Annotated in this window: 12 protein-coding genes; 6 read left to right on the plus strand and 6 right to left on the minus strand. The window is 48.4% G+C overall.

Annotated features, from left to right (window positions below):
* Positions 1-102 precede the first annotated feature (102 nt).
* The 5 genes from AC1DYT_RS07605 to pdxH all read right to left on the minus strand — a co-directional run bounded on the left by AC1DYT_RS07605 (position 103) and on the right by pdxH (position 6,687).
* Positions 103-2,130, minus strand: coding sequence for a tetratricopeptide repeat protein (locus AC1DYT_RS07605; protein WP_477469032.1), 2,028 nt, complete (start codon positions 2,128-2,130; stop codon positions 103-105).
* Between the two features lie 279 nt (positions 2,131-2,409).
* Entirely contained in the window at positions 2,410-3,996 is a 1,587-nt protein-coding gene (locus AC1DYT_RS07610; RefSeq protein WP_477469033.1) for a M20/M25/M40 family metallo-hydrolase, read from the minus strand.
* A 195-nt stretch (positions 3,997-4,191) separates the two neighbouring features.
* Complete coding sequence (locus AC1DYT_RS07615) at positions 4,192-5,319, minus strand: NADH-quinone oxidoreductase subunit D (protein ID WP_477469245.1); 1,128 nt, start codon at positions 5,317-5,319, stop codon at positions 4,192-4,194.
* Between the two features lie 226 nt (positions 5,320-5,545).
* The gene (locus AC1DYT_RS07620) at positions 5,546-6,043 is read right to left on the minus strand and encodes an NADH-quinone oxidoreductase subunit C (protein ID WP_477469034.1); all 498 of its coding nucleotides are present in this window, start codon (positions 6,041-6,043) and stop codon (positions 5,546-5,548) included.
* Complete coding sequence (gene pdxH, locus AC1DYT_RS07625) at positions 6,040-6,687, minus strand: pyridoxamine 5'-phosphate oxidase (protein WP_477469035.1); 648 nt, start codon at positions 6,685-6,687, stop codon at positions 6,040-6,042. Before pdxH ends, AC1DYT_RS07620 begins: the two co-directional genes overlap by 4 nt.
* A 163-nt stretch (positions 6,688-6,850) precedes the next feature.
* On the opposite strand from pdxH, the gene AC1DYT_RS07630 reads away from it, so the two are divergent.
* The 3 genes from AC1DYT_RS07630 (at position 6,851) to AC1DYT_RS07640 (ending at position 10,703) form a co-directional block, all read left to right on the plus strand.
* Complete coding sequence (locus AC1DYT_RS07630) at positions 6,851-7,360, plus strand: YqgE/AlgH family protein (RefSeq protein WP_477469036.1); 510 nt, start codon at positions 6,851-6,853, stop codon at positions 7,358-7,360.
* A gap of 279 nt (positions 7,361-7,639) precedes the next feature.
* Positions 7,640-9,955, plus strand: a complete 2,316-nt coding sequence (locus AC1DYT_RS07635) for a family 20 glycosylhydrolase (protein WP_477469037.1) — start codon at positions 7,640-7,642, stop codon at positions 9,953-9,955.
* A gap of 16 nt (positions 9,956-9,971) precedes the next feature.
* On the plus strand, positions 9,972-10,703 hold the full coding sequence (locus AC1DYT_RS07640; RefSeq protein ID WP_477469038.1) for a hypothetical protein: 732 nt from the start codon (positions 9,972-9,974) through the stop codon (positions 10,701-10,703).
* A gap of 102 nt (positions 10,704-10,805) precedes the next feature.
* On the opposite strand, the gene AC1DYT_RS07645 is transcribed toward AC1DYT_RS07640, so the two are convergent.
* A complete protein-coding gene (locus tag AC1DYT_RS07645; RefSeq protein ID WP_477469039.1) occupies positions 10,806-12,365 on the minus strand; it encodes a M20/M25/M40 family metallo-hydrolase in 1,560 nt (519 codons plus the stop codon).
* A 314-nt stretch (positions 12,366-12,679) separates the two neighbouring features.
* Between AC1DYT_RS07645 and AC1DYT_RS07650 the strand changes: the two genes are divergently transcribed.
* From AC1DYT_RS07650 to AC1DYT_RS07660, 3 genes are read left to right on the plus strand one after another with little or no spacing between them, the layout of a single operon-like run.
* The gene (locus AC1DYT_RS07650; protein ID WP_477469040.1) at positions 12,680-13,090 is read left to right on the plus strand and encodes a cytochrome c maturation protein CcmE domain-containing protein; all 411 of its coding nucleotides are present in this window, start codon (positions 12,680-12,682) and stop codon (positions 13,088-13,090) included.
* A gap of 9 nt (positions 13,091-13,099) precedes the next feature.
* Positions 13,100-15,586, plus strand: a complete 2,487-nt coding sequence (gene ccsA / locus AC1DYT_RS07655; RefSeq protein WP_477469041.1) for a cytochrome c biogenesis protein CcsA — start codon at positions 13,100-13,102, stop codon at positions 15,584-15,586.
* Between the two features lie 8 nt (positions 15,587-15,594).
* A complete protein-coding gene (locus tag AC1DYT_RS07660) occupies positions 15,595-16,311 on the plus strand; it encodes a phytanoyl-CoA dioxygenase family protein (RefSeq protein ID WP_477469042.1) in 717 nt (238 codons plus the stop codon).
* The last annotated feature ends 3 nt before the right edge of the window (positions 16,312-16,314 follow it).

Below are 16,314 nucleotides of genomic sequence, written 5' to 3' on the forward strand. Positions count from 1 at the left end.
CCTTCTGCGTCTCGCAAAGAAGTAATGCTAAATAAAAAGAGGTTAGCCGGAAACCCAACTAACCTCCTCCCGATAACTATCGGGGACTTTATGCGCTAATCTCTACTTACAATACAAAGCCAATTTATCGGCAGCATCTTTAGAACCTAAACTTACAGCTTTATTTATATCGGCGCAACCGGTTGTTTTTTCGCCGCGCTGTGCCTTGATAACCCCGCGGTTTAAGTAGGCAGCGGCGTTTTTAGGGTCGAGGGTTATCACGGTATTCAAATCAGCAAGAGCGGCGGCCCAGTTTTTCAGGTTGATTCGTGCATTCGCGCGGGCCATATACACTTCGCTGCTTTTGGGTTCCAGCTTAAGAGCCGTAGCAAAATCTTTCTTCATGGCAAGGGTGTCGCCGGTAAAACTTTCGGCAATGGCACGGCCGATGTAGGCTTTTATATTGTTCTGGTTAAGCAGTAAAACGTTTATATAATCGTAAACGGCACCCAGGTATTCCTGCTTGGCCAGCTTAAGGTCGGCGCGGGCAAGGTAGGCATCGTCGTTTGTTTCGTTCAAAGAGATGCCTTTGTTGATATCGATAAGGGCTTCGTCGTATTTTTTCAATGCCACAAGGCTATTGCCACGATTAATAAAAGCATCTGATGAGGAGGGAGCCAGTTTTATAGCCATATTGTGGTCGGCCATGGCACCGTCAAGGTCGGCCAGTTTGCTTTTGGCCACGCCGCGGAAGCTATAAAAATAGATGTTCTTAGGGTTTATCACCAACGCGTCATCAAATAATTGCACGGCCTGCGTGTATCGCCCGGCGGCAATCAGGGCCTTGCCATAATCCACATATAGATCATTATTCTGCGGGGTGGAAGCGATCGCGGCCCTATAATCAGCCAGGCCGCCTTCTATATCGCCGCCTCTCATTTTTACGCGTGCGCGATGCAACAGGGCGTTCGGATTACGCGGGTCGAGCGTTAAGGATCTGCTGTATAAAGCAATCGCTGCGGGGTAATCATGCTGTGCGGCTTTGATATCGCCGCTGCCCAGGTAAGCATAAGTTGCTTTCGGCTCGAGTTTTAAAGTTGTGCTGAAATCGGCCAAGGCGCCTACCGTATCGTTCATTTCTATCTTAGCCTTAGCACGCGACATGTATCCATAGGCATTTTTGGAGTTGAGGTTGATAGAAGTATCGGCATCCGCAACCGCACCGGTAAAATTCTTCATGTTGATTTTTACATCGGCACGATTCTGGTAAGCCTCATCGTATTTTGGGTTGAGCGTGATGGCGTGGCTAAGGTCTTCGATTGCGCCGCTCCAGTCTTCCATGTTATTTTTAGAGATGGCCCGGCCAAGTAAAAGCTCGGCCTTTTTTGGGTTCTGCTCTATAGCTTTGTCGAAAAACTCTATGGCGCCTTTGTCGTCATCTGCATTGCTAGATGCTGATGCGAGGTAATGATACAATTCCGGCATCTGCGGGTTCAGGTCAATTACGTGCTTATAATCGGTAATAGCCCCTTTGTATTCCCTCAGATTGGCTTTGGCATTGGCGCGGTAAAACCAGGCTTCGGCGTTGTTTGGTTCAATCCTGATGGCGGCATCGTAATCGGCAATAGCCCCCTTATAGTCTCCCATGTTTCCTTTGGAGTTGGCGCGATAAAATATCAGATCGCCATCGCCGGGCAATAGTTTTTCGGCCATATCAAAGTCAGCCATCGCCCCTTTATTATCGCCCAGGTTGGCTTTTGCTACGGCACGGTATTTATATAATTCGCCTTTTACCGGGTTAAGGGCTATGGCCTTATCAAAATCGGCAACTGAGCCAGCATAATCCTTTAAATTACTTTTTGCATTTGCACGGTAATGCCAGGCATCTATCAGGCGCGGATCGAGGTTTAGCGCGCTGGTAAAATCGATAACGGCTCCCGCGTAATCTCCTAAATTGCTTTTGGCATTGGCGCGGTACAGGTACACCCTTGCAACACCCGGGTTCATTTGAATTGAACGATTAAAATCGGCGATGGCCTCTTTATAATCCTTCATATTTGCTTTAGTGTTGCCGCTGGTCATGTAATCGCCAGCCGATTGGGCCATGCAATAAACCGGCAACAAAAACAGTACAATTAATAATTTCTTCATTAATTTATTTTCAAACTATGCCTAAGATACGTAATAGCCAATAAATGGTTTGCTAAATGTAAGCAAATAAGGAAGCATTAGCCTAATGATTAATATTGCCCTAAGCTATGGGCAACACGGATTAATTTTAAATAAAAAGCACAGCGGGTGAGGCTGTGCTTTTTGAGGAATTTGTCTGAACTCGAATTTGTCGAATTAAACGAATTTTTAGAATTTCCTTGTTGGATTATATTCTGTCTATTCTTAAAATTCGTTTAATTCGAGTTCAGAAAATGGTTTTTATTCAAATCCTCCGTGCCTGTTTGCTTTTACCTGGGCGGGCCATTTGGTTGGTTCGCCGGTTTTGGTGTTTATGGGCAATACGATGCGGTCGCGCGAGGTTTTTGCAGGGTCTTCGCAGGCCATGTAAACCAGTATCGCCGTGAGGATAGCGTTGTTCCTTACATCGTCGAAAACGATTTTATCATACGTATCGCGGTTGGTGTGCCAGGTGTAGCTGCCATAGCTCCAGCTATTAGAGCTGAGCGAAAAGCCTGGTGCGCCTACAGCTACAAATGACGCGAAATCCGAGCCGCCGCCGCCCGGCGCGCCAGGGAAGTTGGTGGTTATCTGGTCGCGGATGCCGGCAGGTACCTTGCTAAGCCAGCGGGTAATGTAATCGTAGCTATTTAAAAAGCCCTGGCCCGCTATATTTACCACGCGGCCGGTACCATTGTCCTGATTGAATAGCGCCTGCAGGTTGGCCACTATATCCGGGTGATCTTCCACAAAGGCGCGCGAGCCGTTTAAACCTTGTTCTTCGCTGCCCCAATGGCCAACCAAAATGGTACGCTTTGGGTTAGGGTATATTTTTTTGAGGATGCGCATGGCTTCCATCATCGTTAGGGTGCCGGTACCGTTATCGGTTGCGCCCTGGCCGCCGTCCCACGAATCGAAGTGGGCGGAGAGCATTACGTATTCATCCGGTTTTTCGGTGCCTTTTATCTCGCCGATGATGTTGAAAGTTGGCACCGCGCCAAGTTCTTTAGATTCGGCCAATATCTTGATGGTTGGTTTCTCGCCGTTTTCGGTAAGGCGGTACAGCATGCCGTAATCTTCCAGCGCGATATCTACAGTAGGGACCTTTTTGGTATAAGCGCCAAATATCTTATCCACCCCAAACCCTGCCGACCAATTAGAGGTAACTATACCCGCAGCACCCGCCTTCTCCAAGGCAACAGGGAGTGTTTTATTAGTTAAGCCCGTATTGCTGATACGTTTGCGCCAGGCATCGGTTTGGGCGGTGCGGTCGGCTTTTAGCTTATCGAATGAATCTTTGGTGCCGAATTCCGTCCAGTTGTAATCGGGCCTACCGGTTGGCTGGTTCATGGATATCATCACAAATTTGCCTTTAACGGTGGGTAACCATTTCTGGAAAGCGATTGAATCGGTAAACTCGGGCAGGATGATGGTTTCGGCAGTCACGGCCTTTTTCATGCCCGGGCTCCAGGCAAGCTGCGTTCCTTCTAATGATTTTACGCGCGGTGTAACCATATCAATGTGCGATATGCCGCGTTGCCAGCCGCGCCAGTCGCCCCATTTTTCGTAACGGGCGGTGATGCCGTATTCCTTATATTTTTGCAACGCCCACTGCCCGGCTTGTTCCATCTGTGGAGTACCTACCAGGCGCGGACCGATGCCATCGAACAATTGATGCGCCAGCGTTACCAGCTGCGAATTGTCGGTGCCTTCTTTTACGATGTTGTCTACAATGGGGTCTTTAATTTGTGCCGAGGCTGTGCCGGCTGCAAAGAGCACCGGGATTGCCAGCATCATGGCGATGTTTTTTACGCGGAGGAAGCGCGATAGGGTATGGGTATTTTTCATAGTGGCTAAGATAATGATAAAGGGATTAACCTAGATTTCACATCAACACGAATTTCAAATAACACGAATTCCAAATAACACGAATTTCACGAATTTGAAAAAGCACGAATTCCACGAATTCTTGAGAAAACGAATACCAGAGCGTATGAATGAATGTGCCAGGTTTTTATCTAACCTCCGGCGTCTAACCTCTAATTACCGATCCACTTCGCCTAATACAAAATCGAGCGAGCCGATGGTGGCGATGAGGTCGGCTATCATTACGCCTTTACCCAATTCTTCAAGTACAGAAAGGTTGCAAAAACTTGGCCCGCGCGATTTTACGCGGAAAGGAATTTCCTTGCGGTCGCTATCATGGATGAAATAAAAGCCCAGTTCGCCCTTAGTACCTTCGGCGCGCATATAGTAATCCTGCGGTTTTGGCGTGAGCTTGCGGGGAAGTTTGGCCCTTGGGTCGAAATCCGGCGTGCGTTTAAGTTCTTTTTGCAGGCGGTCGAGGCATTGTTCAATTATTTTTAACGATTCATCCACCTCATCTACACGTACCTTGTACCTGTCCCAGCAATCGCCTACGGTGCCCATCTGGCCAGTACCGATAGGCACCTCGAACTCCAGTTCGGGATAGGCGGAGTAATTATCGATACGCCTTAAATCATATTTTAAGCCCGAGCCGCGCAGTACCGGACCGCTACAGCCATAGTTGATGGCCACATCTAAAGGTAACACGCCCACGTTGGCCGTGCGGCTGATGAATATTTGGTTATCGGTAAGCAGGCGGTTAAGCTCAATCATTTTGGGGCGGAAGTAGTCTACGAACTCACGGCAGCGTTCTTCAAAGCCTACCGGCAAATCGTAAAACAGGCCGCCTACCCATATATAATTATACAGCATGCGCGAGCCCGATGCCCACTCCAACATGCCCATGATATGTTCGCGATCGCGGAAGCACCACAAGAACGGTGTGAAGGCACCTATATCTATGCCGTAAGTGCCGATAGCTATCAGATGCGATGCGATGCGGTTAAGCTCGCAAACCAGCACGCGGATATATTCTATCCGTTTGGGGATATCCTTGTCAATGCCCAACATCCGTTCAACACCCATTACCCAGGCGTGGCTGTTGTTCATGCTAGCCAGGTAATCCATCCTATCGGTAAAAGGGATGGTTTGCTGATAAGTAAGCGATTCGGCATGCTTTTCGAAACAGCGGTGCAGGTAACCAATATGCGGGATAACTTCTTTTACGATCTCGCCATCAGTAATCAGTTCCAGCCGCAAAACCCCATGCGTAGACGGGTGCTGCGGCCCCATGTTCAGCACCATATCCTCCACGGCGGCATCAGCTATCTTTTTGTAATAGCGCTCGAGGGCGAGGTTGTATTTTGATGTTGATGTTTCCAAGTTTTATTTCTTGTCTTTTTTGCCAACCCGTCTTTGCGAGGAACGAAGCAATCCTCGGCATGCATAGCTGATTTGCATGGCGGCTCTGCGTGCCGGCTCTGCGTGCCGGGGATTGCCACGCTATCGCTCGCAATGACGTGGTGTTATATCAATCTATCTTTATCCCCTTATAATACTCCGCGTTTTGATAATCTTTTCGTAACGGAAAGCCTTCCCAATCATCGGGCATCAACAATCTGCGCAAGTCCGGGTGGCCTTCAAAATAGATGCCCAGCATATCGTAGGCCTCGCGTTCGTGCCAGTCGGCGGCGCGGTAAACGGAGGTAATGCTTGGGAAGGTGGGAAGCTCCTCTAAATTCCGGCCATTTTCCTTGCTTATCTTTAATACCAGCTGCAAACTATAGGGAATAGACGATAAATGATAAACCACGCCGAAACGCCCTGCTTCCGCGCCATAGTCAACACCGCTTAAGCAGCTTAGGAAATCGAAATACGTACGTGGGTTATTGCGCAATTCCAGGCAAACGTCGGCAATGCGATCGGCATCTATCAGTAATGCAGGCTGCATGCCGGTGCGCTCTTCGCCCGTAACGATGCCTTCGCCGAATTTTTCAATAAGCAATGATTTGATCTCGTCGATGGTCATGGCGCCAGGCGTACTATCTTCCAGGTTTTATTATCGGTTTTTTTGAAAACTATCCTATCGTGCAGGCGGCTGCTGCGGCCCTGCCAAAACTCTATCATGCGGGGGCGTAATACATAGCCGCCCCAAAATGCCGGTTTGGGTATGTCTTTATCGGCATATTCAGCTTCCAGTTCGGCCATTTTTTGTTCCAATGTTGCGCGGCCATCAATCTCCTGGCTTTGCGGCGATGCAATTGCACCAAGTTGACTTGCTTTAGGGCGCGAGTGGAAATATTTTTCGGAGTAGTTGCGGTCGAGTTTTTCTATAGTACCCTCTACCCGTACCTGGCGCTCCAGGTCGCCCCAGAAAAAGGTAAGCGCGCCTAAGGGGTTCTTGCTTATCTCTTTACCTTTGCGGCTAAGGTAGTTGGTGTAAAATTTAAAGCCGTCGTCACTAAAGCCTTTTAGCAGCACAATACGTGCCGAGGGGCGGCCATCGGTTGTGGCGGTAGCAAGCGTCATGGCGTTGGGCTCATGTACTTTTGCGTTGATTGCGTCGTTAAACCATTTATCAAACTGGCGCATAGGGTTGGCGTCCACATCGGTCTCGCTAAGCGAGGCCGCACTGTAGTCCTGCCTTAAGCTCTGTATATCTTGTTCGTTCATTATCGCAAACTTACAAATTAATTATACCGTACATATTGTTATAGTGGGCATTTTAAGTGATATTGAACATAATTTTACATTTGGCGTTATAACAACATAAATTAAATCCATGCTAAGTCCAACACCGGCTGCCACTGGGCGCTTGCTTTTATCAGAACCCTTTATGCCCGATCCCAACTTCAAGCGGTCGGTTATTATCCTTACCGAGTACTCGGAGGCCGGCGCGATGGGCTTTATCCTTAACCACGAAACCGAATATTTACTGGGCGATATACTGCCTGATGTATCTTACTCGGAAATACCCGTTTACACGGGTGGGCCGGTATCGCCGGATACACTGCACTATATACATCGTTGCCCCGAAAAGATAACCGATGGTATCGAGATTGCCGAGGGCATTTTCTGGGGAGGCGATTTCGAGAAAATAAAGGAACTGATAACCACCTATCAATTAAACGAAACCGAGATACGGTTTTTTACCGGTTACAGCGGCTGGACACCCGGGCAACTGGATAACGAACTGCGCGAAGATGCCTGGATTGTAGCCGATAAATACGAGGCCGACAATATTTTTGGCAGCAGCGAGGATAACCTCTGGAAGAAAACGGTCATCAGCCTTGGGCAGCGTTTTGCCCATATAGCCAACTTCCCCGAGAATCCGGCCTTGAATTAGGGTTATTGGTTCATTAGTTCACTGGTTCATTGGTGCAAAGCCTAACCACCGCGTCATTATAAGGAACGAAGCAATCTCTAAGCTAAGCCAGACCGCTTTGGATAGCCGCTTTGCAACCGCTAATGTCAAGTCGGGAGATTGCTTCGTTCCTCGCAATGACGATGGGGCTTAAACGCTTTCCCTACCACGCCACCTCTGTGAAATCAAAAAAATCGATGCAATCGGTGCCAAAAAATTACTAAATTCACCACTTTGTAATCACCCTGGTTAATTTAGTCTATGTATAAAAAGATTCCCTCACTGCTTTTTACGCTCTTAATTGCTGCCACCACTTTCGTACACGCCCAGGACGCCGACCCAAATATGGGCATCATCCCGGTGCCGGTTTCTGTTAAAAAATCTATTGGCGAGTTCATCCTCAGCCAGGAAACTAAAATACAGGCCGATACGCCCAATAACAAGGCTGTTCTGTTTTTCTCTGCCTTCCTGTCGAACAATATGGCCTACAACAAACAGGTTGGCCTGCGCAATACCAATGCCGGCTCTAATATTATCTATCTTACTTCTACAGGCACCGAAGGCTTGCCAGCCGAGGGGTACCGCCTAACCATTACGCCACAGCAAATTACCGTTGCCGGCAAGGGGGCGGGCTTGTTTTACGGCATACAAACGCTTATACAACTGATGCCGCTTGAACGCGCGGCTACCGCTAAGCTGCCTTGTGCAACTATTGAAGATTACCCGCGTTTTGGTTATCGCGGTGTGATGCTGGATGTTTGCCGCCACTTTTTTTCTGTGGAGATGGTGAAACGCTACATCGACCTGATGGCCGGTTATAAGCTGAACACCTTTCACTGGCACCTTACCGACGACCAGGGCTGGCGCATAGAGATAAAGAAATACCCCCGCCTTACCCAGGTGGCCAGCGTGCGCGCCCAAACCGTGATAGGCAACTACCGCGACCGCACCCCGCAACAATTCGATAATACGCCGCACGGCGGTTTTTATACGCAGGACCAGATTCGCGATGTCATCAAATACGCTGCCGACCGCTATATCACCATCGTACCCGAAATTGAGATGCCCGGCCATGCACAGGCTGCGCTGGCTGCTTTCCCCGAGCTAAGCTGCGACCCCAAGCTGGATTATAAGGTGGCCGAAACCTGGGGCGTGTTCAATAATATTTATTGCCCGTCCGAAAAAACGTTCCACTTTTTGGAGGATGTGCTTACCGAGGTTATCGACCTGTTTCCCAGCAAATACATCCACATCGGTGGCGACGAAGCGCCCAAAACCGTTTGGAAGAGCTCCAAATTTTGCCAGGACCTGATAAAGAAACTTAAGTTAAAAGATGAACATGGTCTGCAGAGCTATTTTATTCAACGGATGGAAAAATTTGTGAACAACAAGGGCCGCAGCATTATCGGCTGGGACGAGATATTGGAGGGCGGCCTTGCGCCGAATGCCACGGTGATGAGTTGGAGAGGCGAGGAGGGCGGTATAGCCGCAGCTCAGCAGGATCACGACGTGATTATGACCCCCGGCAGCCAGGGACTATATATAGACCACGGGCAGGGCAGGCTTAACCAGGAGCCATTAAGCATCGGCGGCAACGAACCATTATCAAAGATATACAGTTATAACCCTACACCAGCGGTTTTAACGCCCGCGCAACAGGCGCACATAAAAGGCGTACAAGCTAATCTTTGGACAGAGTACATCACTACCGATAAAAAGGTAGAGTTTATGCTGCTGCCCAGGATGCTTGCCCTATCAGAAATTGCATGGGCACCGGTTGCCAACAAAAACTTTAAAGATTTTGCTGAAACCCGCCTTCCCGGTCACCTGGCCTGGCTGGATAAAGCCGGTTACGAATTCCACGTGCCTACGGCCATTGGTGCTGCTGATACTACAATTATCGGCACACAGCTAACCGTCGACCTGAAATCGCCGGTACAGGGCGCAACAATTTATTATACCATCGACGGCTACACCCCGCGCGAAACCGAAATGGTGTTTACCAAACCCATTACGTATCAGGTGCCAATAGACCAGTACCGCGAGCTACAGACCATTGTGGTAACGCCATCGGGCAAACGCAGCCCGGTAACCCGCACAGTGGTTTACAACAAGGCTCCGCTCGCCGCCGTAGGTTTTACGGGCACCGCTACGGGTATGAAATACCAGGCATCGCAGGGCACGTATGTAAACACTACACAGATAAACCCTGCGGCGGTGATAGATACGGGCATTGCCAAAAGCTTCCAGGTTGCTAATGCAGCATTTAAAAAGGCATTCGGCAAATACGGCGTGGTTTACACCGGTTATCTAAATGTGGATGCCGATGGTACCTACGGTTTTTCCACGCAATCGTACAACGGCTCGATGCTGTATATAGATGATTTACCCGTGGTTGATAACGATGGCCGCAAAGGCAACAACGAAACAACAGGCTATGTACCCTTGCTCAAAGGCTTCCACAAAATCACTGTAAAGTATGTAGATGCCTACACCAGCAACAGCATGCTGCGCGTTTATATGACGTTGCCCGGCAAGCCAAAAGGAGAAGTTTCACCCGATATGCTTTACAATTAAATTGGGGGATAGAAAGATGAATGCAAAATATTACGTTTACGCGGCATCGGTTTGCATACTCATGGCCGCTTGTGGCAACGATCCGAAACCTGCATCGGTTGCTGTTTCAGTGTCCGATACGCCTGTGCTGACAGAACCCTTCCGGTTCCATAAAGCGATAGAGGTATCGCCGGGGCAAACTTACGATGTACTCAGCTGGGGAAGGGGCGCAAAAATGGATGGCTCGTTCATGATATTGCACTCCGATTCGGCTGGGGTAAAATATACCACCACAACAGGCGACCTGGACGGCAATATATCAGATGTGTACAACTCAGATATGGATACCGACGGCAACCCCGAAATATTGATACAGGCCAAGGACAAAGACACGGTAAATTACGCCAGGATATACGCCTTCGAGTTCAATAACAACAACGCCAATAAACTCGATTTCCCAAAGCTTACCGGCTCGCAAAAAAAGGGTTACCGCGGCAATGATAACTTTTATATAAAAGAGGGTCTGCTGATACGCGAGTTCCCCATATACAACAGCAACGATAGCCTGGCCAAACCAACCGGCGCAAAGCGGGTATTACAATACGGCCTGCGCGGCAACAGTTTTTCTGTTACTCAATTAAGCAAAGATTCTGTTTCAGTAGCGGATAAAGCAGCTACGGTAACAACTGTTAAGAAAACGACCGTAGATAAGCCCACAAAAAAGAAAAAGGCAGCACCTAAGAAGAAGAAACGACGCAGGAGGAATTAAGGAAAGGGTTAGTTCGATTTACTAACCGCCGAAAAAGGAGATATAAAGACAATGTAATTAAGCGGGAGTTTTGCGGTATGGCGCAGAACTCCCGCTTTCTTTTTACATGCCCTCAAACGCGAAGGTTTCTTTAACGATGGCTTTGCGCGGTAGCAAATCGGGCTTTATACTGGCCTGGTACACAAATGATGCTACGATGATAGCAGCCTGTTTCAGGTCGGCTATTTGCAGGTGGTCGTAGCTATCCATATTGCTGTGGTGGGTACGGGTTTCATAATCTATCGGGTCCTGTATAAACTGGAAACCCGGTATGCCCGCCCAATCGAACGAAAGGTGGTCTGTAGAGCCGGTGTTTTTAAGCGATACCGTTGTAGCGCCCAGATCTTTGAAAGGAGCCAGCCATTGTTCAAATATGGGTTTGATGGCCGTATTGCCCTGGGCGTATATCCCCCTTATTTTGCCGGTGCCGTTATCCAGGTTAAAATAGGCCGACACTTTTGGCTGCTCGGGTTTCAGCTTGCCATCGGTATCCATAAAATGGTTCTTAACGTAACCGTAACTTCCGTACAAGCCTTGCTCTTCGCCGCCCCATAAAGCAATGCGGATGGTGCGTTTCGGCTTGATGCCCAATGAATCTAACAAGCGCACGGCTTCCATCATTACTATGCAGCCCGCAGCGTTATCAGTCGCGCCGGTAGCGGCGGTCCATGAGTCCAGGTGGCCGCCCAGCATCACCAGTTGCGATTTTAGTTTGGGGTCGGTGCCGGGTATTTCGGCTACCACATTATATCCTTTGGTATCAGCGGTAGATAGAGTTGCCTTTATATTCAGAGCAAGCTCTACTGGCTGGCCGCCATCTATCAGCCGCCTTATTTTCTGCCCGTCTTCTACCGATATGCTTACTGCGGGCAGGTTTTCCGGGTCGGTAGTTCTGTAGCCGCCGTTTGCCTGCACGAATACGGTACCATTGATGTTGTTGCGGCCAGTGCTGATAACGGCTATCGCGCCAGAGCTTTTTAGCAATACATCTACCCGGGCTATCAATTTAACATAGGTGCCCAAATACATCTCTATCATCTTGCGTTCTACCATATAAGTGTCGGTGGTATGGGCAAGCGCGCTGTCGGTAAGCCTTTCTGCCGAGGGTTTGAAATTAGCCGAGGTATTTATTTTACTGCCATGTACCAATATGAATTTGCCTTTATAGTCGGCAAGGTGTTGTTTGATATAAACGGTATCCATTAATTTCTCTCCGGGCAGCAGCACTACCTGCGCCTGTTGCAAGCCATTGGTAGATGGGCTCCATGGGTTGGGGTATGCCATTATGGGTTGCATATACGGCAATTTCATACTGATGCTGAACTCCTGCAAGTCCCACTGCTTACCAAATTCGCCCCAGGGTTCCATTTTGGCGTTTACCAGGCCCCATTTCTTCATGGTTTCTACGGCCCAGGTTGCGGCGCGATGATACCCCGGCGAACTGGTAAGGCGCGGACCGGCCACATCGGTGAGGTAATGCGCAATCTGCTCAATGTGCGAGCTGTTGAGCTCGGCTTTCCTGATCTTATTAAAGGTGGCGGTATCTACCGGCTCCTGAGCGTGAGCAGCGGATACGGAGAAAAAACAGGCCGCAAGCAATAGTTTGATGCTAAGGTTCTTCATGATGGATAAGTTTGAGTTATGCCGGTGAAAATAAGAATAATAAATTGCAGATGAGCGCAGTACATGCACCGCTTGCTGCAAATATTTGCCTCAGCTACTAGCCGGATGCCCCCAGAATGCGGATTTTCATCTTGGTGCTGGAATTGATTTTAGCAAAGATGCTCTTTTCAACCTTTCCAACCCTTTTAACTCTTCCAACCATTTTAACCTCGCGCAATCAATAACAATTCTAAATAACATATATCCCTTGTAATAAACATTATTAGCTTATCGTTTTGTATTTTTGCAAACCCGTTTATCCCACAACTATAAACATGAAGAAAAGTTCCATTTTTGGCCTTGTTGTTATTGCTATTGCCATTGCGGTTATCATAAGCGTGTACTCAAACACAAGTACTTACGGCTCCTTTACCGATGCCCGCCAAACCGAAAGCGAATTGCACGTAGTAGGCAAGCTTAATAAGCAAAAGGAATTGTATTACGATGCCACCAAGGATGCCAACTACTTCTCTTTCTACATGAAGGACGATAAAGGCAGCGAGTGCAAGGTGGTATTCACTGGTACCAAGCCCGAGGACTTTGAAAAATCGGAACAGATAGTGCTTACCGGCAAGATGATCGGCAGCGAGTTTCACGCCTCCAATATCCTGATGAAATGCCCCTCAAAATACACGCAGGATAAGTTAGAAACACAGGAATTTAAGGCTAAACCAGCCAGCATATAAGCAATTTTAATGGATACAGTATTTAAAGGTGAGCACCTTTTGCCGGGCCACATCGGCCAGTTCTTTCTCGTCCTCGCTTTCGGAGCCGCGCTTTTATCGTTTATCAGCTATTTTTTCGCCACTACGGATGATAAAGACAAACCAGCCAGTAGCTGGCAAACCCTTGGCCGTATAGGCTATTACTTAAACTCCCTGTCGGTTTTAGGTATCGGGGCATGCCTTTTTTACATCATCTACAACCATTATTTCGAGTACCATTACGTTTGGGCATATACCTCTAAAACGCTGCCGGTGCAATACATCATCTCCGCCTTTTGGAACGGGCAGGAGGGGGGCTTTATGCTCTGGATATTCTGGCAGGCATTGATAGGCCTGCTATTAATATGGAAGGCCGGTACCTGGGAGCGCCCGGTGATGACTGTTGTTGCCCTCTCACAGGCCGTATTGGCTACCATGGTGCTTGGCGTAAGCTTTTTAGGTGTGCATTTGGGTAGTTCGCCGTTTTTGCTGCTGCGCGATTTCATGTCAGAAGCACCTATTTTTAAACAAGCCGATTACCTTACTTTTATTAAAGACGGGCAGGGCATGGTGCCTTCGCTGCAGAACTACTGGATGGTGATACACCCGCCAACCTTGTTTTTGGGTTTTGCGGCCATGGTTACGCCATTTGCTTATGCCGTTGCCGGCCTTTGGCAAAAAAAATATAAAGAGTGGATACAACCCGCGCTGCCACACGCGCTGTTCGCCTGCATGATATTAGGCACAGGCGTAGTAATGGGTTCCTTTTGGGCTTACGAATCATTGAATTTCGGCGGCTTTTGGGCATGGGACCCGGTAGAGAACGCTTCTATCTTCCCCTGGATTACCATGGTGGCTGCGGTGCATGTGCTTATCGTGTTTAAAAACACCGGGCATTCGTACTTTACAGCTACGTTTTTGGTGCTCATCAGCTTCGTGCTGGTATGGTATTCGTCGTTCCTTAACCGCAGCGGTATCCTCGGCGATACTTCGGTACACTCCTTTACCGATTTGGGCATGTTTTGGCAATTGGTTACAGGCATCCTTGTATTTTTGGTGATGTCGGTATGGTTGCTGGTAAGCCGCTGGAAGGCTTTGCCTATTACCCAAAAAGACGAAGAAACCTATTCGCGTGAGTTTTGGATGTTCGTTGGAGCAGTTTTTCTGGGCTTGTCCTGCTTCCATCTCATCATGGTAACCTCCATACCTGTAGGGAACGCCATATTCGGCTGGAAAATAGCACCACCTGCCGATAAGGCCCGCTTGCTGCACTATAATATCTTCCAATCGTGCTTCGCATTCGTTATAACTATACTCACGGCGGTTACACAATTCCTCAAGTATAAAAAAACAGATGTCACCCGCTTTTTCATTACCACGGCGGTTTACTTGTTTTTGGCCGCACTCATTGCCGCGCTTATTGTTTACGTAACAGGGCTGTACAAGCTCCATTTTGTATTCGTGCTGCTGATGTGGGGTTCGGTGTATTCGGTACTGGCCAATGGCAAGGTTTTGGCAGATGCCTTTAAAGGCAAATTAAAACTGGCCGGTTCGGCCGTTGCGCRCATCGGTTTCGGTATGCTGCTGATAGGGGCCTTGATTTCTGCGGGTACAAGCTCGGTAATCTCTATCAATAATACGGGCGAAAACTATTCTGCCGATTTTGCCAAAACAGAGAATCCGCGCGAAAACATCCTGGTTTACCGCAACGAGCCGCAGAAAATGGGTGATTATACCGTTACCTATCTGGGCGATTCGCTGGCCCTGCCGGATCATTTTTACAAAGTAAACTACCGCAAGGTAGATGCTAACGGCAAGGTAGATGAAGATTTCACCCTGTTCCCCAAGGTGCAGGTAAATAAAGGCGCGTTGGCATCATCGCCCGATACCCGCCACTACCTACTGCACGATCTGTACACGCACATCACCATGACCAACTCTGCCAGCACGGCCGAGGAAAAAGGCAACGGAGCAGATGGTGACCAGCCTGCCGACGATAGCAAGGATTATGATGCACCTGTTCCGCATGAAATTGCGATAGGCGACACGATACCTTTCCGCGAAGGTTATATGGTACTGCGCAAGCTGGATAAAGCCGCGAAGCTGGAAAACATCCCAATGGATAATGTGCTGGCATCGGTAGGTGCCGAGCTTGATGTGGTTACCCACGGCCAAACCTATCATGCCAAGCCGGTTTATATATTGCAGAAAGATGGCCACGTTTTCTTTTTCCCCAAGAAACTCGAAGACGCTGGTCTGAAGCTGGAATTCACCAAAATAATGCCAACACAGGATAAGGTAGAGATTACGGTTTACCAGCAGCCCGAAAGCGCCAAGAAATACATCGTAATGCGTGCCATCAAATTCCCGTATATCAATTTCTTCTGGGCGGGCAGCGTTATTATGGTAATCGGTTTCTTGTTATCGATTTTAAGGAGGAATAAGGAGTTGAAGCCGGTACCTGCGAAAGCAAAATAAAACCTGCTATGGATAGCCCTGGTGCCATGGATATTTCTGCGGATGGTTTTACCATCGTAGAGGATATTTATAGCAAGGAAGAGGTTGCGGCAATCTTGTTTGAAATCAATCAGGCGGATACCAATAAAAATACGTTCCGCAAAACAACGGAGCTATTCGCTATCCGCCAGTTCCTGAAGGAGATACCCGCTGTTGCGCCACTGATATTTACCTGTAAGTTAAAAAGCCTGATAACCAGCTTGTTTGGCAATGATTATTTCGTGGTAAAATCTATTTATTTCGATAAGCCCGAGCTGTCTAACTGGTTCGTGGCCTGGCATCAGGACCTCACTATTTCGGTAGATAACAAACTGGAAATTGCCGGCTACGGCCCATGGACGGTTAAGCAGGAGCAATTTGCCGTACAGCCGCCACAGGAAATTTTAGAAGATAACTTCACCGTCCGCATACATCTCGACGATGCCGATGAAGGCAATGGAGCATTAAAAGTGCTTGCGGGTTCTCATTTAAAAGGAATTTGCCGCCCCGACACCATCGACTGGGCCACGCAAACAGAGGTAACTTGCAACGTAAAGGCAGGCGGCATTATGATAATGCGGCCGCTATTGATGCATGCCTCGGGCCGTACCACCAACAGCAAGCCGCGTAAGGTAATTCACATAGAATTTAGCAGGGCAAAGCTACCGCATGGCCTTTCCTGGGCCGAAAAGCACCTGATATTTTAAAAT

The organism is Mucilaginibacter sp. P1_D10, from assembly GCF_056406215.1.

What these genes read in the sequence shown, in the direction of transcription:
- AC1DYT_RS07605 (WP_477469032.1), bottom strand. Translation starts at nt 2,130, where the DNA reads ATGAAGAAATTATTAATTGTACTGTTTTTGTTGCCGGTTTATTGCATG.
- AC1DYT_RS07610 (WP_477469033.1), bottom strand. Translation starts at nt 3,996, where the DNA reads ATGAAAAATACCCATACCCTATCGCGCTTCCTCCGCGTAAAAAACATC.
- AC1DYT_RS07615 (WP_477469245.1), bottom strand. Translation starts at nt 5,319, where the DNA reads ATGGTGCTGAACATGGGGCCGCAGCACCCGTCTACGCATGGGGTTTTG.
- AC1DYT_RS07620 (WP_477469034.1), bottom strand. Translation starts at nt 6,043, where the DNA reads ATGACCATCGACGAGATCAAATCATTGCTTATTGAAAAATTCGGCGAA.
- pdxH (WP_477469035.1), bottom strand. Translation starts at nt 6,687, where the DNA reads ATGAACGAACAAGATATACAGAGCTTAAGGCAGGACTACAGTGCGGCC.
- AC1DYT_RS07630 (WP_477469036.1), top strand. Translation starts at nt 6,851, where the DNA reads ATGCCCGATCCCAACTTCAAGCGGTCGGTTATTATCCTTACCGAGTAC.
- AC1DYT_RS07635 (WP_477469037.1), top strand. Translation starts at nt 7,640, where the DNA reads ATGTATAAAAAGATTCCCTCACTGCTTTTTACGCTCTTAATTGCTGCC.
- AC1DYT_RS07640 (WP_477469038.1), top strand. Translation starts at nt 9,972, where the DNA reads ATGAATGCAAAATATTACGTTTACGCGGCATCGGTTTGCATACTCATG.
- AC1DYT_RS07645 (WP_477469039.1), bottom strand. Translation starts at nt 12,365, where the DNA reads ATGAAGAACCTTAGCATCAAACTATTGCTTGCGGCCTGTTTTTTCTCC.
- AC1DYT_RS07650 (WP_477469040.1), top strand. Translation starts at nt 12,680, where the DNA reads ATGAAGAAAAGTTCCATTTTTGGCCTTGTTGTTATTGCTATTGCCATT.
- AC1DYT_RS07660 (WP_477469042.1), top strand. Translation starts at nt 15,595, where the DNA reads ATGGATAGCCCTGGTGCCATGGATATTTCTGCGGATGGTTTTACCATC.